The organism is Streptomyces sp. WAC04114, assembly GCF_019733245.1.
GTDB lineage: Bacteria > Actinomycetota > Actinomycetes > Streptomycetales > Streptomycetaceae > Streptomyces > Streptomyces massasporeus_A.
The window spans coordinates 1-20,380 of sequence record NZ_JAIGQA010000069.1; the positions used below are offsets into that span (position 1 = coordinate 1).

The 20,380-nt window shown below is 72.0% G+C and carries 19 protein-coding genes; 11 read left to right on the forward strand and 8 right to left on the reverse strand.

The annotated features are described in order from the left end of the window. The first annotated feature begins 454 nt into the window (after positions 1–454). From K4G64_RS19435 to K4G64_RS19465, 7 genes are all read left to right on the forward strand, one after another. The gene (locus K4G64_RS19435) at positions 455–1,126 is read left to right on the forward strand and encodes a DUF6230 family protein (protein ID WP_189590723.1); all 672 of its coding nucleotides are present in this window, start codon (positions 455–457) and stop codon (positions 1,124–1,126) included. Next, entirely contained in the window at positions 1,126–1,584 is a 459-nt protein-coding gene (locus tag K4G64_RS19440; protein WP_221757290.1) for a DUF6114 domain-containing protein, read from the forward strand. Before K4G64_RS19435 ends, K4G64_RS19440 begins: the two co-directional genes overlap by 1 nt. A 351-nt stretch (positions 1,585–1,935) precedes the next feature. Continuing rightward, on the forward strand, positions 1,936–2,940 hold the full coding sequence (locus K4G64_RS19445) for a substrate-binding domain-containing protein (protein WP_221757291.1): 1,005 nt from the start codon (positions 1,936–1,938) through the stop codon (positions 2,938–2,940). Between the two features lie 139 nt (positions 2,941–3,079). Next, positions 3,080–5,527 (forward strand): nitrate- and nitrite sensing domain-containing protein, encoded by a 2,448-nt coding sequence (locus K4G64_RS19450; protein ID WP_221757292.1) that lies wholly within the window; start codon positions 3,080–3,082, stop codon positions 5,525–5,527. Positions 5,528–5,541: 14 nt separating this feature from the next. Further along, positions 5,542–5,973 (forward strand): roadblock/LC7 domain-containing protein, encoded by a 432-nt coding sequence (locus tag K4G64_RS19455; RefSeq protein WP_030838918.1) that lies wholly within the window; start codon positions 5,542–5,544, stop codon positions 5,971–5,973. A 1-nt stretch (position 5,974) separates the two neighbouring features. Beyond that, complete coding sequence (locus K4G64_RS19460) at positions 5,975–6,334, forward strand: DUF742 domain-containing protein (RefSeq protein WP_221757293.1); 360 nt, start codon at positions 5,975–5,977, stop codon at positions 6,332–6,334. Beyond that, entirely contained in the window at positions 6,321–6,905 is a 585-nt protein-coding gene (locus tag K4G64_RS19465) for an ATP/GTP-binding protein (protein WP_221757294.1), read from the forward strand. The genes K4G64_RS19460 and K4G64_RS19465 overlap by 14 nt, the downstream gene beginning before the upstream one ends. A gap of 67 nt (positions 6,906–6,972) precedes the next feature. Here the strand turns inward: K4G64_RS19465 and K4G64_RS19470 are convergent, their stop codons facing one another. The 6 genes from K4G64_RS19470 to K4G64_RS19495 all read right to left on the reverse strand — a co-directional run bounded on the left by K4G64_RS19470 (position 6,973) and on the right by K4G64_RS19495 (position 12,746). Beyond that, entirely contained in the window at positions 6,973–7,929 is a 957-nt protein-coding gene (locus K4G64_RS19470) for an ABC transporter substrate-binding protein (protein ID WP_221757295.1), read from the reverse strand. Between the two features lie 95 nt (positions 7,930–8,024). Then, positions 8,025–8,690 (reverse strand): ABC transporter permease, encoded by a 666-nt coding sequence (locus tag K4G64_RS19475; protein WP_221757296.1) that lies wholly within the window; start codon positions 8,688–8,690, stop codon positions 8,025–8,027. Beyond that, positions 8,687–9,391 (reverse strand): ABC transporter permease, encoded by a 705-nt coding sequence (locus K4G64_RS19480; protein WP_031110369.1) that lies wholly within the window; start codon positions 9,389–9,391, stop codon positions 8,687–8,689. Before K4G64_RS19480 ends, K4G64_RS19475 begins: the two co-directional genes overlap by 4 nt. Then, the gene (locus tag K4G64_RS19485; RefSeq protein ID WP_221757318.1) at positions 9,388–10,512 is read right to left on the reverse strand and encodes an ABC transporter ATP-binding protein; all 1,125 of its coding nucleotides are present in this window, start codon (positions 10,510–10,512) and stop codon (positions 9,388–9,390) included. The genes K4G64_RS19480 and K4G64_RS19485 overlap by 4 nt, the downstream gene beginning before the upstream one ends. 81 nt (positions 10,513–10,593) lie before the next feature. Beyond that, positions 10,594–12,051, reverse strand: coding sequence for a cell wall metabolism sensor histidine kinase WalK (locus K4G64_RS19490; protein ID WP_221757297.1), 1,458 nt, complete (start codon positions 12,049–12,051; stop codon positions 10,594–10,596). Beyond that, complete coding sequence (locus K4G64_RS19495) at positions 12,048–12,746, reverse strand: response regulator transcription factor (RefSeq protein ID WP_221757298.1); 699 nt, start codon at positions 12,744–12,746, stop codon at positions 12,048–12,050. Before K4G64_RS19495 ends, K4G64_RS19490 begins: the two co-directional genes overlap by 4 nt. A gap of 152 nt (positions 12,747–12,898) precedes the next feature. On the opposite strand from K4G64_RS19495, the gene K4G64_RS19500 reads away from it, so the two are divergent. The 3 genes from K4G64_RS19500 to K4G64_RS19510 are packed head-to-tail and all read left to right on the forward strand — an operon-like array spanning position 12,899 to position 15,396. Then, positions 12,899–14,239: a ferric reductase-like transmembrane domain-containing protein gene (locus tag K4G64_RS19500; protein WP_221757299.1), complete on the forward strand. Its 1,341-nt coding sequence runs from the start codon at positions 12,899–12,901 to the stop codon at positions 14,237–14,239. 13 nt (positions 14,240–14,252) lie between these two features. Beyond that, positions 14,253–14,657 (forward strand): FMN-binding protein, encoded by a 405-nt coding sequence (locus tag K4G64_RS19505; protein WP_221757300.1) that lies wholly within the window; start codon positions 14,253–14,255, stop codon positions 14,655–14,657. Positions 14,658–14,661: 4 nt separating this feature from the next. Further along, the gene (locus K4G64_RS19510; RefSeq protein ID WP_221757301.1) at positions 14,662–15,396 is read left to right on the forward strand and encodes an FAD:protein FMN transferase; all 735 of its coding nucleotides are present in this window, start codon (positions 14,662–14,664) and stop codon (positions 15,394–15,396) included. A gap of 14 nt (positions 15,397–15,410) precedes the next feature. Here the strand turns inward: K4G64_RS19510 and K4G64_RS19515 are convergent, their stop codons facing one another. Continuing rightward, positions 15,411–16,349: a Dyp-type peroxidase gene (locus K4G64_RS19515; protein ID WP_221757302.1), complete on the reverse strand. Its 939-nt coding sequence runs from the start codon at positions 16,347–16,349 to the stop codon at positions 15,411–15,413. Positions 16,350–16,482: 133 nt separating this feature from the next. Next, positions 16,483–17,202: a beta-galactosidase trimerization domain-containing protein gene (locus K4G64_RS19520; protein WP_308122425.1), complete on the reverse strand. Its 720-nt coding sequence runs from the start codon at positions 17,200–17,202 to the stop codon at positions 16,483–16,485. A 243-nt stretch (positions 17,203–17,445) separates the two neighbouring features. On the opposite strand from K4G64_RS19520, the gene K4G64_RS19525 reads away from it, so the two are divergent. After that, entirely contained in the window at positions 17,446–20,307 is a 2,862-nt protein-coding gene (locus K4G64_RS19525; RefSeq protein ID WP_260460671.1) for an ABC transporter substrate-binding protein, read from the forward strand. Positions 20,308–20,380: the final 73 nt, after the last annotated feature.

The window sequence follows — 20,380 nt, forward strand, 5'->3', positions numbered from 1 at the left end:
GCTCCGGGGAAGGCGGCCATGCCGTGGCGGGGGGACTCGGGCGTGGAAAGCCCGTGCGGACGCACCGGGTGACGAGATGCCCGTACCGGGACGGGCGGGTCCGGGACACGGGGACGTGCCGCGTGGCGGATCCGGCGCCACGGATCCGGTGGGACGAGGAGAGTTGTAGACCTGCGCCTCCGTCAACGTCAAGGCGTTGCAAGGGAGTTGTCAGCGAGCTGAGTCTTTCGGGAGGGGGGCGGCTCACCGGCGGCACACAAGGAACACCCTTTGTTCACACTTCCCTTGACCCTTCATGTAACCGCCGGTAACTTCACCGATGGCCACTGCGGCGTAACGAGAAAGCCCTTGCAACCGACGGGAGTTGCGGGAGACGTACGCACGCGGTCGATGTCCGCGCCAGGGCAACGTGCCACCGACGTCCGATCCGCACCCACCCGTACCTGGAGCAGACATGACCTCCTCCGCCGAGCACACCCCCGAAAGACCGGACGGCGCCGCCGCCCCGGACGCCAGTGCCGCTCCCGCGCGACGCGGGCGGGTCCGGGCGCGCCGGGCCGCGGTGATGGCGGTGCCGGCCACCCTGGCCGCCGCGGGCCTCGCGGTCCTCACCGCCCAAGGGGCGCTGGGGGTGCAGTTCGCCATCTCCGGCATGCCGTTCACGGTCACCGCGACCGAGCTGGACGGCACCGGCTTCGCACAGTTCGGCGGCCTGGACGAGATGGCCGAGGGCAGCCCCAACGCGGGTGACACCGGCGGTCAGGTGCTGGTCGTCACGTCCGTGATCAAGAACGCGACGCTCTCCAAGCTGTGCCAGAGCGTCGACCTGGGCGGCACCAACCTGGTCATCAGGGCGGGTGAGGGGTCGCAGAAGGTCCGTGCCAGCGACCTGACGACCGACTCGACCGAGCTGACCGGCGACGCCGCCTTCAACAACATCGAGATCGGCAACGACGCCAGCACGCTCGACAAGGCCGGGCCCAACGGCCGCGGGCCCAAGGGTGTGTTCAGCCAGCAGTCCGACACCGTGCACATCGCCAACCTGCGGCAGACCAACTACGCCACGACCGCGGGTGTGTTCAAGCTGCCCGGTCTGAAGCTGGGCTTCAGCGGGTCGGGTTGCTGATGCCGCGGGGTCCGCGCGAGGGGGTCCGGCTCGCCTTCCGACGGTGGCGGGCCGGCCGTCCGTTCTGGGGCGGGCTGCTGCTCGCCCTCGGCGGGGCGGAGGTCCTGCTCACACTGAAGGCGTCGCTGGACGTCATCCTGCACGTCGGCATGCAGGGCCTGGCCGGCTACCTGCTGCCGGTGGTGATGCTGCTGTGCGGCGTGCTGATCCTCGTCAACCCCGCCCAGCGCCTGTTCTACTCGGTCATCGGGGTGCTGGTCTCCCTGGGCACCTGGCTGACCTCCAACCTGGGCGGCTTCTTCATCGGCCTGCTCCTGGGCGTGGTCGGCAGCTGCCTCGCCTTCGGCTGGCTCCCGGACCAGGAACCCCGTGTCAGCCGCAGGCGTCGCCGGAAGGAGGCCAGGGCCGCGAAGGCCGTGGCGCGGCCCCTGGAGCGGGAGGCCGGCCGGACCGCCTGAATCGGGTCAGTGATCCTCGACCCCCTGGCGCGGCCCTGGCTGAACGGGTCGCGCCACTCGCCCGCCGGCAAGCGATTCCTTCTCCTCAGGCCGGTCCGTACGGGTGACCGAACCGCACGGACGGTATGGAAAGCCGAGGTGAGAGTATCCGCGGCCGCCGGTCGTTCGACCGGCCGGACAGATCATCACGATGCGGCAGCGTCAACTCACGGCATGTGGCTGCTCACTTGACGACCAGTGGTCACACACGGTTGGCTCCGGGCCAGCGAGAGTCATGCGTCCGGTGCACCTGCGGCCCCGCCTGCACTCTCACCCTGCTCTTGCTCGGCCGCACAGCGAGGTCCGCCCCTCATGAACACTCCTCCCCCGCCGCACACCTCCGTCAGACGCCTTCGTGTCGCGGCCCTGGCCTCCGCCCTGTGCCTGCTGGTGTCAGGCTGCTCCGCCCTCGGCGCGACCGGCGACGCAGCGGACGGAGCGGGCGGATCGGGCGACGGCATGAGGGTCACCCTGGTGACGCACGGCGGCGAGGGCGACGCCTTCTGGGACCTGGTGCGCAGGGGCGCCGAGGCCGCGGCGGCCAAGGACGGCGTCGACCTGACGTACGTCGGTGACGCGGACCCGGCCGCGCAGGCCGATCTGGTGCGTGACGCCGTCCGCGACAGGGCCGACGGCATCGCGGTGACCCTGGCCAAGCCGGCGGCGATGCGCGGTCCGGTCGCCCAGGCCAAGGCGGCCGGCATTCCCGTCGTCGGACTCAACTCCGGTATCGACGCCTGGCGTCCGACCGGGCTCCTGGAGTACTTCGGCCAGGACGAGTCCGTCGCGGGCCGGGCCGTCGGCGACAAGCTGGACGACCTGGGGGCCAAGCACGCCCTGTGCGTGGTGCACGAGCGGGGCAACGTCGCGCTGGAGGCCCGTTGCGCCGGTGTGCGCAAGACCTTCCGGGGCGACACCGACAACCTGTACGTGGACGGCAGTGACATGAAAGCGGTGACCGCCACGATCGCCGCCCGGCTGAGGCAGGACTCGAGCATCGACGAGGTCGTCACCCTGGGCGCCCAGTACGGGCTCAGTGCCGTCGAGGCCGTGCGGCAGTCCGGCAGCCGGTCGAAGGTCGCCACCTTCGACCTGAACAAGGACCTGGTGAAAGCGGTCAAGAACGGCGATGTGCGGTTCGCCGTGGACCAGCAGCCCTATCTGCAGGGCTACCTCGCGGTGGACGCCCTGTGGCTGTACCGGACCAACGGCAACGTCAGCGGCGGCGGAACGGCCCCGGTGCTCACCGGACCCGCCTTCGTGACGAGGTCGAACGTGTCCGCCGTGGCGCGGTTCGCGGCCGCCGGAACCCGGTGACCGGACCCTTCCTGTGACGGTGTCGCCAAAGATTCGGTCAGGCCCGGCGCGCACGTCCACTTGTACGGATAACATCCTGCCCATCCCATGTGCCGTGCCAGGGACGGCACCACCCCCCGCTGATCGCCCTAGGACGACGATGTCTCGACGGACAGGTGCCCGGCGCCGTCTCGGTTCCATCCGCCTCTCCCTGGTGCTCCTGGCCCTCGTGCCCAGCGTCACCCTCGCCGCCATCTGGGGCGTGACGACGATCCAGATGTTCTCGGAGGGCCTCCGGCTGCGCGACCAGACGGACCTCAGCCGGTCGACCGGTGCCATGGGCACCGAAGCGACGCTGGCACTGCAGCGGGAGCGCAGCCTGTCGGCCGCCTGGCTGGCCACACCGAAGGGCTCGCGGGCCGCCCTCGACACGCAGCGCGCTCAGACCGACAAGGCGGTCGCCAAGCTGGTCGGGCAGGCCGACGCGATCGAGAAGGCGCCCTCGCGCATATCCGACCGGCTGTACTCGGTGCTGGGCTCGGTGGGCAGCCTGGAGTACTACCGGGACCAGGTGGACAACCCGACCGACATCACCCCCCAGCAGGCGCTGGACCAGTACTCGTCGATCATCGACGACCAGATCCACGCCTTCCAGGAGCTGTCCCAGGTCGACGACGGCGACCTCACCTCGCAGGCCGGTCCGCTGATCGGCCTCGAGCACGCGGCGGAGCTGGTCTCCCGGGAGGACGCGCAGCTGACACTGGCCTGGCCGACCGGGCACCTGGACGACAAGGCGTGGACGCGGTTCACGGAGCTGGTCAACACCCGGCGCTGGCTGGTCCAGGACCAGGTCGTGCCGCAGCTGACGGGCGACGCCAAGGCGCAGACCGAGCAGATCCTGGCGAGCCGCGAGTGGCAGACGCTGCAGTCCGTCGAGGACCAGGTGCTGGCGTCCCGCAACGCGACCGCCTCCGCCGACCGGATCGCCCTGCCGGACGCGCAAAAGCGGTGGTCCGCCGCCATGGACACACTGTCCGACCAGTACGCGAGCCTCATCGAGCGGCAGACGGCGGGGCTGCTGGAGCGCAGTGCCGAGAAGGCCGACGCCCTGCTGCTCAAGGCGGCGCTGCTGAGCACCGGCGGGCTGCTCGCGCTGCTGCTGTGCGTCGGCATGTCGTGGCGCATCACCCGCTCGCTGTCCCGGCGGCTGCGCGGCCTGCGCCGGGCCGCCGTCAGCCTCGCGCAGGAGCGGCTGCCCGACGTGGTGGCACGGCTGGACCGGGGCGAGACGGTCGACCCGGAGTCGGCGACGCCCGAGCTGGACTACGGCCATGACGAACTCGGCCAGGTGGCCCGGGCGTTCAACACCGCTCAGCGCACGGCCGTGCACACCGCGGTCGAACTCGCCGACACCCGCCGCGGCTTCCAGAAGATCATCCTGGGCATAGCCCGGCAGAGCCAGAACCTGGTCAACCTCCAGCTGAGCAAGCTCGACACGCTGGAGCGCGAGCACACCGACCCCGACATCCTCAAGGGCCTGTACGAACTGGACTCCACGGCCAGCCAGTTGCGCCGCTACGAGGAGAACCTCGTGATCGTCAGCGGCGAACGGCCCGGCCGCAGCTGGACCGAGCCGGTCGCCCTCATGGACATCCTGCGCAGCGCGGTCGGGGAGGTCGCCGAGTACCAGCGGGTGGAGGTGCTCACCGAGGAGGAGGTGTGCGTCGCGCCGCCCGCGGTCGCCGACGTCATCCACCTGCTGGCCGAGCTCATCGACAACGCGACCGCGTACTCCCCCGCTCCGAGCCCCGTCACGGTACGGGCCGGGATGGTGGCCAAGGGCCTGGCCGTCGAGGTCGAGGACCGCGGCCTCGGCATGTCGGAGGAGGACTACACGTCCTTCAACGAACAGCTGGCGGTGCCCCCGCAGTTCGACGTGGTGGCGCTCGCCGACGACCTGCGCCTCGGCATGTTCGTGATCGCCCAGCTGGCCCACCGGCACGGCATCGCCGTCACCCTGCGCTCCTCGCCGTACGGCGGGACCACGGCCATCGTGCTGATGCCGCACGAGATCGTGGTGCGGGAGAGCGGGGACGGCGGGGCGAAGGACGGCGACACCCCTGAGGACGGGCTGGCGGCGGTGGACGGACGGGGTGCGCCGGAGTCCGAGCCGAACGGGTCGCCGCAGCGTGCCGACGCCCGGGGGACGACCGGAGGGGGAACGGACGGGGGAACCGAAGGGGAAGCCGCACGCGCCGCCGGGTCCGCCCGCGAGCCCTGGCCCCTCGTCACGGCCCGCACCTCCGCCGCCGTACCGTCCGCCCCGCGCGAGGTCGTCCCCCGCCGGGACGGTCTCGCCCCGCTCCCGCGCCGGGTGCCGCAGACCAGCCTGGTGGAGGAATTGCGCGAGGAGTCCGCGCCGGTCGAGGACGACGGCTCCCTCGACGACTTCACCGCGGAAGCCGCCGCGTCCTCCCTGGCCGGCTTCCAGCGCGGCACGCTCCGGGCCCGTGACGACGACGCCGAGCCGCCCCACGACGAGGAGGCGGCCGCGGTACCCCGGCAGGCCGCCGGCCCCGTCCCCTCGACTCCGCCCGCCGACCGCTGACGAAGGACACCCCCATGACACGCCCCATCCCTGCCACGCACACCCAGCTCGACCAGTTGCTGACCGGCCTCGTGGAGCGCGTCGCCGACGTGAACCAGGCCGTGGTGCTCTCCGAGGACGGCCTGGTGGTCAGCAAGTCCACCGGATTCCTGCGCGACGACGCCGAGCGGCTCGCGGCGACCGCGTCCGGGCTGATGAGCCTCAGCAAGGGCGTCAGCATGGACTTCCGGGGTGGTCCGGTGCGCCAGGCGCTCATCGAGATGGCCAACAGCTATCTGATCCTGACCTCCGCCGGTCCCGGTGCGCATCTGGTCGTGCTGACCGGGCCGGGCGCGGACGTCGGGGTGGTGGCGTACCAGATGAACATGCTGGTGAAGAAGATCGGCGAGCACCTCAGCGCGGCACCGCGGGGCACGGCCGGCCCCGTCGTCGATCCCGGCGTGTGAGGTGGAAGTAGGTGATCCGGCGGGGCGGCTCGTCCGGCCGTTCGCTCTGACCGGGGGGCGGACCCGGCCCAGCCGCGCCGACTTCACGCTCATCTCGACGGTCACGGCGGTCGATCCGCCGCCCGTCACGGTGGCCCGGTGCCAGCCCGAGCACTCCCGGATCCTCCGGCTCTGCGCGGAGCCGGTCGCCGTGGCGGAGCTGGCCGCCCGGCTCGACCTGCCGGTGAGCGTGGTCGTCATCCTGCTGTGCGACCTGCTGGAGGCGGGCCGCATCACCGTCCGCCCGCCGCGCCCCGTCTCCCGTACCACTCCGGACCTGGACCTGCTGCAGAAAGTGAGGGACGGCCTTGGCCGGCTCTGACCTTGCCACCGACGCGTCTTCGGCACCCGACACGGTCAAGATCCTCATCGCCGGGGGCTTCGGCGTCGGCAAGACCACCATGGTCGGGTCGGTGAGCGAGATCGTCCCGCTGCGCACCGAGGAGCCCCTGACCATGGCCGGTCTGGGCGTCGACGACCTGGACGGCATCGAGGAGAAGCGGGCCACCACCGTGGCCCTGGACTTCGGCCGGATCACCATCAGCCGGGAGCTGGTGCTGTACCTGTTCGGCACGCCGGGGCAGCAGCGGTTCTGGTTCATGTGGAACGACCTGGCGCTCGGCGCGCTCGGCGCGGTGGTCCTGGTCGACGTCCGCCGGCCAAAGTCCAGCTTCGCGGCGATCGACTTCTTCGAGCGCCGGAAGATCCCGTTCGTCGTCGGGGTCAACGGCTTCCACGGCGAACACCCGTATCCGCCGGAGGACATCAGGGAGGCGCTCGCGGTGCCGGAGCACGTGCGGGTGGTGCTGTGCGACGCCCGGAACCGGGAGTCGTGCCGGGACGTGCTGATCGCCCTGCTCGACCAGCTCATCGCGTCGGCGGTGCAGCCGTAGGGGCCGGCCGCCGGGAGTGCCGGGACCGGGCGGTTGTCGCCGCCCGGGTCCGGTGGTCAGCCGACGGTCAGTTCAGGCCCGCCGACTTCAGCCACGCCGTCGCCACGTCCAGCGGGTCCTTCTTCTCCAGCTGCACCTGCGCGTCGAGCTCCAGGAGCGTCTTGGTGTCCAGCTTGGCGGAGACGGCGTCGAGTGCGTCGACGCCCTTCTGCGGGAGGCCGCTCTTGTTGACCAGCGGCGTCACGTTGGCGAACCCGAAGAGGTTCTCCGGGTCCTTCAGGACGACGAACTTCTCCTTCACGATGGTCGGGTCCGTGGTGAAGATGTCCGCGGCCTGGACGGTGTTCCTGGTCAGCGCCGCCTGGGTCAGCGGGCCGCCCGCGTCGAGCGCCTTGAAGGACTTGAACTCCAGGCCGTACACGCTCTTCAGGCCCTTGAGGCCCTGCTGCCGGGTCTGGAACTCGGGGGAACCGCCGATCACCAGGTCCGGGGCGGCCTCCTTGAGGTCGGCGAGGGTGGAGGAGGAGGTGAGCTTGTACTTCTTCGCGGTCTCGGCGTTGACGCTGACCGAGTCCTTGTCCTCGGCCGGAGACGACTGGAGCAGGGTCAGCTTCTTGTCCAGCTTGGCCTTGACGGCCTCGTTCACCGCCTCGGCGGACTTCTGCTCGGCCTTCGGGTCCAGGTAGGCCAGCAGCGAGCCGTTGTACTCGGGCAGCACGGTGACGGAGCCGTTCTTCATCAGCCCGTACGTCGTCTCACGGCTGCCTATGTTGTGCTTGTACGAGACCTTGAGGCCCTTGGCCTTGAGTGCCTCGCCGTAGATGTCGGCGAGCAGGGTGCTCTCGGCGAAGTTGTTGGAGCCGACCACGACGGTGCCGGCCTTCGCCTTCTCGCCTTCCAGGGGGTTGTCGGAGGAGTCGCCGGACGAACAGCCCGCGAGCAGCGCCGCAGCGGCGGTGAGCGCGACGGCCGCCGCGCTGGTGTGCCTCGTCCTGGACCTGCTGCTCTTCGCGGTGAAAGTCATTCGACGATCCAATCCAGCCGCTTTGTGATCAGTCAAGAGCGCCCTGGTCACGGTTTGTTACAGACCCGGCGCCGGGTCTCGGCGTCAGCGCGGTCTCAGCGTCTGCGCACCCCCGGCGACACGGCCACCCGGCCCGCCGCCCAGAACAGCGCGAGCGTGACGAGGGCCAGGACGGCCACCAGGGTGGCGCCGCCGACGACCTTCTCGTAGTCGCGCTGGTAGAGCCCGTCGACGATGTAGCGGCCGAGGCCGCCCAGGCTGACGTACGCGGCGATGGTGGCCGTCGACACGATCTGGATGGCCGCCGAGCGCAGTCCGCTCAGGATCAGCGGCAGGGCGACCGGCAGTTCGACCTGGAAGAGGATCCGCGACTCGTGCATGCCCATGCCGCGCGCGGCGTCCACCGGGGACGGGTCGACGGTGCGAACCGCTTCATAAGTGGTCACCAGGATCGGCGGCACGGCGAGGACGACCAGGGGGATCATCACGGGCAGCAGGCCGAAGCCCATCATGATGACGATCAGCACCAGCAGACCGAAACTGGGCAGCGCGCGGGCGGCGGTGGCGATGAACGCGAGGGCGTTGCCGCCCCGCCCGGTGTGCCCGGTCAGCAGGCCGACGGGCAGCCCGATCGCGGCGGCGAGGGCCAGGGCCAGGGCCGAGTACTGGACGTGTTCGAGCAGGCGTTGCGGGATGCCGTCGTAGCCGTGCCAGTGGGCGCTGTCGCTGAAGAAGGCGTTGACGAAGTTCAGTACGTTCACCGGGTCACGTCCTGGGGGGCGGGCAGCTGCTGCCGTGTGCTCGGCTTCGGGCGCCGGCGGGTGCCGTTGGGCATCCACGGGGTCAGCACGACGCGGAGCAGCACCAGCAGGGCGTCGCACAGGATGGCCAGGACGGCCGTCGTGATCACGGAGTTCACGGCCAGCTCGGGCCGGTCGTACTTCTGCGCGTCGGCGAGCAGGTTGCCGAGGGCGCCCTGGTTGCCGATGAGCGTGCCGACGCTGACCAGGGAGATGCTGGAGACGGTGGCGACCCTGAGCCCGGCGATGATGGCCGGCACGGCGATCGGCAACTGCACCTGCACGTAACGCCGTACGGGTCCGAACCCCATGGCGGTGGCCGCGGCCAGGGTCTCCTGCGGCACGGACCGCACCCCGTCGACGATGGCCGGGACGAGCACCACGAGGCTGTACACGGCCAGCGGGATCATCACGGTCAGCTCGGTCTGGCCGGTGTAGTCGATGAGGACCACGAAGAAGGCCAGCGAGGGGACGGCGTAGAGGATGGTGGTCGCGCCGAGCACCGGCGGGTACAGCCAGCGGAAGCGGACACAGAGCTGGGCGAGCGGCAGGGCGAGCAGCAGTCCGGCCAGGACGGGCAGCAGGGCCTCGCGCAGATGCAGTCCGATCAGGCCGGCGTAGCTGTGCTGGAGGTCGCTCGGGATGTCGAAGAAGCCGTTCACGACGCGACCTCGGCCACCTCGGCGTGGCCGGCGGCGTGGGCGCTGCGGATGGCCTCGCCGATGGTCTGCTGCGCGACTACGCCGGTCACCCGGCCCGCGTCGTCCACGGCGACGGCCCAGCCGGACGGGGAGAGCACGGCGCAGTCGAGGGCGGCCCGCAGGGAGTCGGTGCCGGGGACGAAGGGCCGGCCGTGCGGCAGGAGCCGGGCGGGGTCGATGGCACCCGCCGTCAGGTCGTCCGGCTCGGCCCAGCCGAGGGGCCTTCCCTCGCCGTCGGTGACCAGGAGCCAGGCGGCGCCCGGGGCGGTGATCTGCTCGGCGGTGGCGTCCACACCGATCACCGGGCCGGTGGTCAGCGGGAGTTCGGCGGAGGGGAAGAACGACAGCCGCCGGATGCCGCGGTCGGCTCCGAGGAAGTCCTCGACGAAGGCGTCGGCGGGGTTGGACAGCAGCTCGGCCGGGGGCGCGTACTGGGCGAGGTGACCGCCCTCGCGCATCACGGCGACCATCGTGCCGAGTTTGATCGCCTCGTCGATGTCGTGGGTGACGAAGACGATGGTCTTGCCCAACTCGTCCTGAATGCGCAGCAGTTCGTCCTGGAGTCCCTTGCGCACCACCGGGTCGACCGCGGAGAACGGCTCGTCCATGAGCAGCACGGGCGGGTCGGCGGCGAGCGCCCGGGCCACGCCGACGCGCTGCTGCTGGCCGCCGGAGAGCTGGTACGGGTACCGCTTGGCGAGCGCGGCGTCGAGGCCCACCCGCTCCATCAGCTCGGCGGCCCGGGCCCGGGCCTTCTGCTTGCCCCAGCCGAGCACGCGGGGCACGGTGGCGATGTTGTCGAGGATCGTGCGGTGCTGGAAGAGGCCGGCGTTCTGGATGACGTAGCCCATGGACCGGCGCAGGGTGGTGACGGGGCGGCGCTGGATGTCCTCGCCGTCGAGGAGGATCGTGCCCTCGCTCGGTTCGACCATCCTGTTGATCATCCGCAGGGTGGTCGTCTTGCCGCAGCCCGAGGGGCCGACGAGGACGGTGATCGAGCGGTCGGGTATCTCCAGGGACAACCGGTCGACAGCCACCGTGCCGTCCGGATAGCGCTTGGTGACTGATTCGATCCGTATCAAGGCGCCGGAGCCCTTCGGGTTGGCGGAAGCGTTGGCCATGGTCGTACGGGCTGTTTCCGGTCGAAGTCTAGAGGGCGCCTGTCACCGGCCCGCAGGGCGTACGTCCTTCACGGGCAGGCGCACGGTGAACACCGTTGTCCCCGGCGTGCTGGTCAGCTCGATGCGGCCGCCGTGGGCGCGCACCAGCGAGTGAGCGACCGCGAGACCGAGCCCGCTGCCGCCGCGGTCGCGGCTGCGGGCCTTGTCGACGCGGTAGAAGCGGTCGAAGACCCGGGCCCGGTCGTCGGGCGGGATGCCCGGCCCGGTGTCGGCGACCCGCACCTCGGCGGCGCCGGGCGCGACGGCCACCTCCACCGACACCCTGGTGCCCGCCGGGGTGTGCACCGCGGCGTTGGTCAGGAGGTTGTCGACGACCTGCCGGATGCGCAGCGGGTCCATCGGCAGCAGCACCGGCCCCGGACCCGCGAGGACCGTCAGCGGATGGTCCGGGCGGCCCGCGCGGAAGGCGTCCGCGGCCTGGCCCACGAGCTCCACCAGGTCGGCGTCCTGCAACCGCAGCGGCGCCTCCACCTCCGCGGCGTCCAGCCGGGCGAGCAGCAGCAGGTCGTCCAGGAGGATGCCCATCCGGGCGGCCTCGGCGCGCAGCCGGGCCAGGTGCCGGTCGCGTTCCCCCGGGGCGTTGGCGGCGGCGTACTGGAAGAGGTCGGCGTAACCGCGCACCGACATCAGCGGGGTGCGCAGCTCGTGCGAGGCGTCGGCGACGAAGCGGCGCAGCCGCTGCTCGGCCTCGGCGCGCACGGCCAGGGAGTCGTCGATGTGCTCCAGCATCGTGTTGAAGGCGGTGCGCAGTTCGTCCACCTCGGGCCCGCCGTCCCGGCCGTCGGCGCGCAGCGGCAGCCGGGCCGCCGACTCGGTCAGGTCGTGCGAGGCGATGCCGTGCGCGGTGGACGCCATGTCGCTGAGCGGCTTCAGACCGCGGCGCAGCATCCGCCGGCCGAACACGACCAGGGCGAGCAGCGCGAGGGCGAAGGTGACGACCTGAAGGGTGATCAGCTGACCGACCGTGTCCTCGATGTCCTCCAGGGGCGCGGCACTGACCAGGACCACGCCGGGCTCGACCTGGCAGGCGCGCAGCCGGTAGGAGCCGGCGCCCCGGAGGTGCTCGGTGCGCAGGAGTTCGGTGTGCGCCGCGGTCTGCGCCCGGGCCAGGGAGGTGAAGTCGTCGACGTCCTTCGGCAGATCGGCCGGGTCCTCGGGCCTGCGGAGCTCGGGCGTGCCGTCCGAGACGTCGTACACGGCGTAGAACCAGCTGTAGTACTTCTTGCCCGAGAGGGTGCCGTAGTCCGCGATGCTCTTGGACTGGGCGATCTGGGCCTGCGCGAGCTGGGTGTCGAGCTGGGCCGACAGGTAGTCCCGCATGGAGGTGGTCAGGGCCGTGCCGACGACGGCGAACACGACCAGGGACAGGGCGCCGAGGCCGAGGGCCAGCCGGGTGCCCAGCCGCATGCGGCGGTAGGCCCGGCGCAGCCGGGCGATCACTCGGCGGCCTGCCGCAGCACGTACCCGAAGCCGCGCACGGTGTGGATCAGGGGCGCGCCGCCCTCGTCGGTCTCGTCGAGCTTGCGGCGCAGCCGGCTGACGACCAGCTCGACGACGTTGGAGCGGCCACCGAAGCCGTACTCCCACACGTGGTCGAGGATCTGCGCCTTGGTGAGCACGGTGGGCGACTTGCGCAGGAGGTAGCGCAGCACCTCGTACTCGGTCGGGGTCAGCGACAGCAGCCGCGCGCCGCGCCGCACCTGACGGGTGTCCTCGTCCATCGTGAGGTCGCCGACCCGGAGCACGGACCGCTGGAAGGCGGGTCCGGCGCTGCGCCGCAGCACGGTCCGCAGCCGAGCCATCAGCTCCTCCACGGCGAACGGCTTGACCAGGTAGTCGTCGCCACCGCGGGTGAGGCCGGCGACCCGGTCGGCGACGCCGTCGCGCGCGGTGAGGAACACCACCGGCACCATCGTGCCGGAGGCGCGCAGCCGGTCCAGGACGCCGAAACCGTCCACGCCGGGCAGCATCAGGTCCAGCACCACGATGTCCGGGTGGAACTCGGCGGCCCGCTGCAGCGCGTCCTCACCGGTGTACGCCGTGACCGCCTCCCAGCCCTCGTAGCGGGCGACGGTCGCGACGAGATCGGCGATGGGCGGGTCGTCGTCGACGACGAGAAGTCGTACTTTCTCCACGGGCTCATAGTGCTGCACGGCTCCCGGACCGCCATAGCCGCGTGCCCCCTGGCCGCCGGATCGATAGAAACTCGAAAGTCCGGCGACAGCTTCCCGACAGCTCCCCCGCGCCAAGCTCGGTGTCCCAGGAGCCGATCAAGGAGCTGCCGACCATGACGACCCTCCGACAACCCCCCGTGGCGACCCACCCGGGCGTGCGCCCCTCGGTGGTGGGCCGCACGGGCCTGTACGCGGTGCTGCTGGCGAACGCCGCGGTCGTGGCCGTGTTCTTCGCGCAGGCGGGTTTCGCCTCGAACGCGCTGATCGTGCTGGGCCGGCTGACCGGCCTGTACGCGGCGCTGCTGATGGCGTTCCAGCTGCTTCTGGTGGCGCGGCTGCCGTGGTTCGACCGGCGGATCGGCATGGACCGGCTGACGTCCTTCCACCGCTGGACCGGCTTCTCGGTGCTGTGGCTGCTGCTGTCGCACGCCGTGTTCATCGTCTTCGGCTACGCCCAATCCTCCTCGCTGGACCCGGTGAACCAGCTGGTGGACCTCGCCGAGACCGTCGAGGGTGTGCTGAGGGCGATCGTCGCCCTGGCGATCATCCTGGTGGTCGGCGCGGTCTCGGCCCGCTACGCCCGGCGCCGGCTGGCGTACGAGACCTGGCACTTCATCCACCTGTACACCTATGTGGCGGTGGTGCTGGCGTTCACGCACCAGGTCGCCGCGGGGACGACGTTCGCCTCGTCGCCGGTGGCGACGGCCTACTGGTACGGCGTGTGGGGTCTGGCCCTGGCCTCGGTGTGCGCCGGCCGGCTGGTGCTGCCGCTGTGGCGCAACCTCCGCCACCGGCTCCGGGTGACGGCGGTCGTGCCCGAGAGCGACGACGTCGTGTCGGTCTACATCACGGGCCGTGACCTGGACCGGCTGCCCGCCCGGGCCGGGCAGTTCTTCCTGTGGCGGTTCCTGACGAAGGACCGCTGGTGGCAGGCGAACCCGTTCTCCCTGTCCGCCGCCCCCGACGGCCGTACGCTGCGTCTGACCGCCAAGCGGGCCGGTGACGGCAGCGCGGCCCTGCGGCATCTGAAGGTCGGCACGCGCGTGTTCGCCGAGGGCCCCTACGGCGCCTTCACCGCCCTGCACCGCACCCGGCCCGACGCCGTGCTCATCGCGGGTGGCGTCGGTGTCACGCCGATCCGGGCCCTGCTGGAGGAACTGCACGGTCACACGGTCGTGATCTACCGGGTGTCCACCGAACGGGACGCCGTCCTCCTCGACGAACTGCGCGACCTCGCGCTCGCCCGGGGCGCCGAGCTGCACCTGGTCACCGGCCCGCCCGTGCCCGACCGGCTGGCGCCGAGGGAACTGGCCCGGCTGGTGCCGGACATCGCCGACCGGGACGTCTACCTGTGCGGTCCGCCGCCGATGATGAACGCCGTCCTCGGCAGCCTGCGCGAGCTGGGCGTGCCGGGGCCGCAGACCCACTTCGAACGCTTCAGCCTGGCCGGATGACGAGGAGACTGTCGTGAAGCGAGCCGTACCCGTCCTCGTCCTGAGCGTCGCGGGCCTGATCCCCCTTTGGCGCTACGACCCCTCGCACGACGCCGGGTCGTCCCCGGCCGCCTCGGCGCCCGCCTCGACGCCCTCGGTCTCGTCGTCGGGCGGCACCACCTCCACGGTGGTGTCGGGATCCACCGTCGACACCGAGAAGGGCCCGGTCCAGGTCGAGGTCACCTTCGACGGCGACGAGATCGCCTCGGTGCGCATGCTCCGGCAGCCGGACCATCCGCAGACCACGGCCGCCGTGCCGCAGCTGATCGAGGAGACCCTCCGGGCGCAGAGCGCCGACATCGACACGGTGTCCGGCGCGACGGTCACCAGCGACGGCTACAAGGAGTCGCTCCAGGCCGCCCTCGACGCGAGGGGCTGACGGCATGCGCCGCGTCGAGCACGTCATGGGGTTCCCGGTGTCGGTGCTCATCGACGACGAGGACTTCCCCGGGGCGCCGGTGGACGACCTGTTCGCCTGGCTGCGCGAGGCCGACGCGCGGTTCAGCCCGTTCCGCCCCGACAGCGAGGTGTCACGGCTGGACCGGGGCGAGGTGCGCGCGCCGAGTCCGGGGCTCCGGGAGGTCCTGGACCTGTGCGAGGAGTACCGGATCGCGACCGGGGGCGCCTTCGACGTCCGCCTCCCGGGCCGCCGCCTCGACCCCTGCGCCGTGGTGAAGGGCTGGTCGGTGCAGAAGGGGGCGGACCTGCTGTCGGCGGCCGGTGCGAGGCGCTTCTGCCTCAACGCCGGCGGCGACGTGATCGCCTCCGGCGGCCCCTGGCGCGTGGGCGTACGCCATCCCGAGCGCACCGACCGGCTCTGCACCGTCCTGGACGTCACGGACCGGGCCGTGGCGACCTCCGCCCGCTACGAACGCGGCGACCACATCCTCGACGGCCGCACCGGCCGCCCCGCGACCGGCCTCCGCAGCCTGACCGTGGTGGCGCCGACCCTGACGGAGGCGGACACGGTCGCGACGGCGGCGTTCGCCCTCGGCGCGGAGGGTGTCGCGTGGGCGGCGGCCCGCGAGAACTGCGAGGTGTTCGCGGTGGACGCGGGCAGGCGGGTGCTGCGCAGCGCCGGGTTTCCGGGGGTGGCGGGGCCGGTCGCGACGGCGTGAGCCGGTGGCGCCGGTCAGCTGTCCGTCAGGTCCTCCAGGAAGCCCGAGGGTGGCACGAAGAACAGGCTTCCGGTGACCGCGCGCGAGTAGTCCAGCAGCGGGTCGGGGCCCGAGCCCGGCCCGCCCAGGAACATCTTGCGCAGCATCGTCTCGGGGATCCCGGGCGTGCGCGCGTAGGCCACGAAGTACGTGCCGAACTCCCCGTGCCCGGGCCTGCCGAACGGCATCGCCGACCGCAGTATCCTCTGCTCCGCGCCGTCCGGGCCGAGGACGGTGTTGACGTCCTTGTGCGAACCGGGCGCGTCCAGTTCCAGGTTGGTGAGCTTGGTGCGGCCTATCACCTTCTCCTGCGCCTCGACGGCGAGGGCGTCCCACGCGTCCACGTCGTGCAGGTACTTCTGCACCAGCGCGTAGCTGCCGCCCCGGAAGGCGGGATCCTCTTCGCCGACCAGCGCCGCGTCCGCCGCCGCCTGCCCGACCGGGTTCTCGGTGCCGTCGACGAAGCCGAGCAGGTTGCGCGAGTCGAAGTAGGAGAAGGCCTGCGTCTCGTCCCGTACGGTGACGGCGCCGCGCAGCCGCCGCAGCAGTTCGGCGGCCAGCGCGAAGCACAGATCGGTGCGGGCGGCCCTGATGTGCAGGAACAGGTCGCCGGGGGTGGACGGCGCGTGGTGCCGGGGCCCGGCCAGTTCGCGGAACGGGTGCAGTTCGGCGGGCCGCGGACCGCCGAACAGCCGGCCCCACGCCCGGGATCCGACCCCGGCGACGCAGCCCAGCCCGCCGTCGGGGCTGGGGAAGCCGACGGACCGCACCAGGCCCGCCAGCGCTCCCAGGACCTCCCGTACGGCGCCCTCCCCACCGGGTTCGATCGTGGCGACCAGGAACACCGCGACGGACGCCGGCGGGTTCAGCACCGGTTGCGGCAGCGTATCTCCCGAGGGCAGCGGTGACGTCATGGCTTCTCATCCCTTCGCCCGGACGGCACGGCCCGCCCGCTCCCCCTCCGGGACGGCGCGGCCCACGCCCCTGACACGATGCCCAGCGAACGGGCGGCCGGAACTCCCCGGGCCGCAAGGATGGTTGTGCGTACTACTCCTCCCGCGGCACCTTGACGTCCCACGGCCCGAGCGGCACCGCGCCGGCGTACACGGCGTCCGACAGCGCGTCCCGCAGGGCCGCCGGCACCGGTACGGACACCTCCTGCCACGACCAGTTGCGCAGGAAGCGCACCCGGCGGCCGTCCCGGGCGGTCGCCGAGGTCGCCGTGACGCTCGGGTGGGCCGGACGCCGGGAGCCGTCCGGGGCGTACCGGTCGAACAGCGCCCGGGCGAAGGCGGGATCGGGCACGATGCCCACGTAGGTGATGCGTCCCGCGCCGTGGCGGTGCGTGGTAGCGGCGGGCCGGCGGCCGAAGTGCGGGTGCTCGTACGCCGCCAGGGTCTCGGCGCCCCGTGGCGACAGCCCGTCCGCCCAGTGCAGGGCGTGCGCGCCGGGCGGGAAGGGGAGCAGGTCCGTGCCGGTGACGGGCAGCGGGTCGCGCAGGTTGCTGAACTCGTCGTACGTCACCCCGGCCGCCTCGGCCGGCCGGCCCGGCTGGAGGCCGGTGCGGGCCCGGGCCTCGGTGTCGCCGTAGCCGGCGCGGGGACCGAGGACGAGACCAGGTGCCGTTGGTCGTCCAGTGCTGTCCGCCGGATATGAACTCCGTGACGAGGCGGGCCTGGAAGAGCCGGGCCGAGGGGCCGTAGAGCGACGTGCCAGCGAAACCACGCCGATGCGGCGGTAGCGGCCCAGGAGCAAGGCGGCCGACACAGCATGGACTACGAAGTCACCCTGCTCTCACTGGGGGAAAGGGCTTGCTCGACTACGTAGTCAGGCCAATGTGGGGATCGGGGGCGGGCGGCTGCAATGACCGGGACGGAACAGGAGTTCGTGCGTCACCCTCTCCCACACCACCCGCACCGGTTAACCTCATAGGTCGCCGAAGGTTAACGGGGGTTACCCATGGTGAACGCCGAACGCACGCCGCCGGACTGCCCTGGGGGCCATGACGGCATGCCGGAGAGCGACGCCGGGCGCCATCTGCAGAACCAGCTCGAGATCCTCATCCAGGACTTCCGCAGGAGCACCGAACCGCCGATGCCGGTGTTCGTCGTGCACGCGCAGGAGAGCCGGGACGACGACGCGGTGGCCGGGCTGGTCCGGCAGCTGCACGCGGGCCAGGAGGCGCACGGCACCCGCTGCGCGGTGACCCAGGACGCCTACGAGGGCTCCACGGAGGTGCGCCGGGCCGCGGCCCTGGTGCGGGCGCTGAGCGACCCGCGCAAGTGGGGCGGCCCGAAGGCCCTCTACCGGCGCTACGCGTTTCCCCGGCTGCGGCTGGTGCACGCCATCGACGACGCGGTCGCGGCGCTCGGCGACAGCTGGCCGTCGCCCGCCCCGAACAGCCCCGAGGCCGGGCAGGACCAGCATCGGCGCCTGCTGGACGAGCTGGCGCAGCAGCGCTGGCGGCCGAAGAACGCCGCGCGCTGGCGCTCGGGCCTGCCGCTGTTCGACATGGCGCACATCCTCCCGGCGAGCCTCGTGACCGTGCTCGCGGCCCTGCTGGCCCGCAGCGAGTGGTACGTCGCGGTCGGCGCCGGTCTCGTCTTCCTGCTGCTGCTGACCGTCCTCAACTACGTCCTGCCGGGGCGGGCGCCGATCTTCCTGTGGCTGCGCCGGGAGAGCCGCTGGTTCCTGACGACGACTTTCCTGAGGGCGGCGGACCAGGAGGAGTCCACCGAGGTGTCGCTGCTGCGGCCGGTGCGCTCCTGGAAGGCGATCGCGGCCCGCGCCTACGACGTGGCCGAGGCGCTCAGGGCGGGCGGCGACTTCCACCTCCAGCTGTGTGTGCTGGCGCTGCGCGAGGACCTGCGGGACAACCACCGGCGCTGGAGCTGGGACCTGCGCGGCTTCAAACGGCCGCGCCCGCCGATGCTGTTCCTGCCCCACGCGGACGACCGCAACGGCGGCGTCGAGCTGATCCGGGCCATCAGCGACGTCCGCAGCCGGCGCAGCGAGCTCGACCCGCTGCTCGTGGTCGCCGCGGTGCGCACGCACGACGTGCAGCGTCTGGACCGCAGTGTCGTCCAGACGCCGCCCGCCCCGGACGCGACGCCGCCCACGTTCGGCGTGCGGCTGCGCAGCCGGTACCGGGAGTGGGGCCGCAACCTGCGCGCCGAGCAGTCGCCCAGCCGGGAGCGGTCCGTCCTGCCGTGGGTGATGAAGATCCCGCTGCCGCACGACCAGTTGGGCCCTCTGGAGGAGGGCCGCCACCATCTGCGGGCCTCCTCCCGGCCGACCCTCGCCCGGCTGGTGTGGGCCCTGCACACCCTGGTCCTGGTGATCGCCCTGCTGTCCGCGGCCACCGTGATGCGGGCCGACGCCCTACACGACCGGTACTGCTCGGCGTCCGTGCTGACCGCCAACCGGGACACCCGGCGCGAGCAGGCACCCGACGGCCGCACCGAGTGCATCGGCATAGCGACGGACGGACTCCGCTTCGCCGACTGGCTGCCCGCGTCCGAGCCGGGCGACGACGTCAAGGCGCTCACGGCCGACGACGGGACGCCGTGGACGGTGGCCGACCTGGAGGACCGCATCGCCCGGCAGAACGCGAAGGTCCTCGACGGCCACGCCGGTACGTACGTCACCGTCGTCTACGCCGGGCCGCTCAGCGCCGACACCTCGGCCGGCTCCTCCCTGGTGAAGGGCGCCGAGGAACTGGCCGGCGTGTATCTGGCCCAGGCCGTCATCAACGAGAACTCCAGCGTGAAGCTGCGCGTCCTGATCGCCAACGGCGGCGTGGACCTGGGCCACCAGGAGGAGATGGCCGAGGCGATCGCCGCGTACGCCGCCCACGACCCGACCGTGGTGGGGGTCGTCGGGACCGGCCGCGACCTGAAGTCGAGCCGGGCGACGACCCGCACCCTGATGGAGGCCGGCCTGCCGATCGTCTCGGGCACGAACTCCGCGACCTATCTGCCCCGCGAGTTCGCCAACTGGTTCAGCCTGGCCGCCACGGACGAGTGGCAGATCCAGCAACTCGGCTTGATCGCCGCCCAGTTGCGCACCCCCGACCGGCTGCAGTACGCCCTCGTCCTGGCCCGCGACACGGCGAAGACCGACGACCTCTACACCGACGAACAGGCGCGCTACGGCCAGGAGATGCTGCGAAGACAGGGCTTCACCCCGCTCCCTCAGCGCCGCTACACCCTGACCGGCGGCAAGCCCGAACTCCGCTCGCACGCCCAGGAGATCTGCCGGGGCAGCCGGGTCCCCTCCGTCATCTACTTCGCGGGCCGGGTGGAGGACATCGATCCCCTGATGACCCAGCTGGGCACCGAGCCGGGCTGCGCCGGGAAGCCCCTGGCCATCCTCACCGGCGACGACCTGTCCAAGGCCGACTTCGCCGGCGGCGGCCAGTCCGTCGCACCGAAGGTCACGCTGTACCACGCGGCCCTCGCGGAGCTGCGCAAGGCCGCCACCGGAACGGCCTTCTACCTGGACGCCGCCAAGCACCTGCCCGGACTGCGGGACGACCGCCTGCGCCACGACAGCCCCGCTCTGGCCAGCGGGCAGACCGCCCTCGCCCATGACGCGACCCGCGCCCTGTTCTGGGCGGCCACCCGGGGCGACCGGCCGCAGAGCCGTGCCTCGACCTGGGTGAACCTGCGCAGCGTCAAGATCGAGGGCATGGCCACCGGCACCATCGACTTCACCGGCGCCCCGCTGTACGGCGACCGCACCGGGCACAGCATCGTCCTCAAGGAGGTCCGCCGCACCGACGACGGCACCTCCACCACGCACGAGCTGTGCCGGCGTACCGCGGGGGACACCAAGCGCCTCACGCAGCAGGAGTGCCGGATCCGCCGCTGAGCACGCCCCTCACCGCGAGACCACGGCGCAGAAGCCCACGAGGTACGACAGGGCGAAGATGACCGGTACCCAT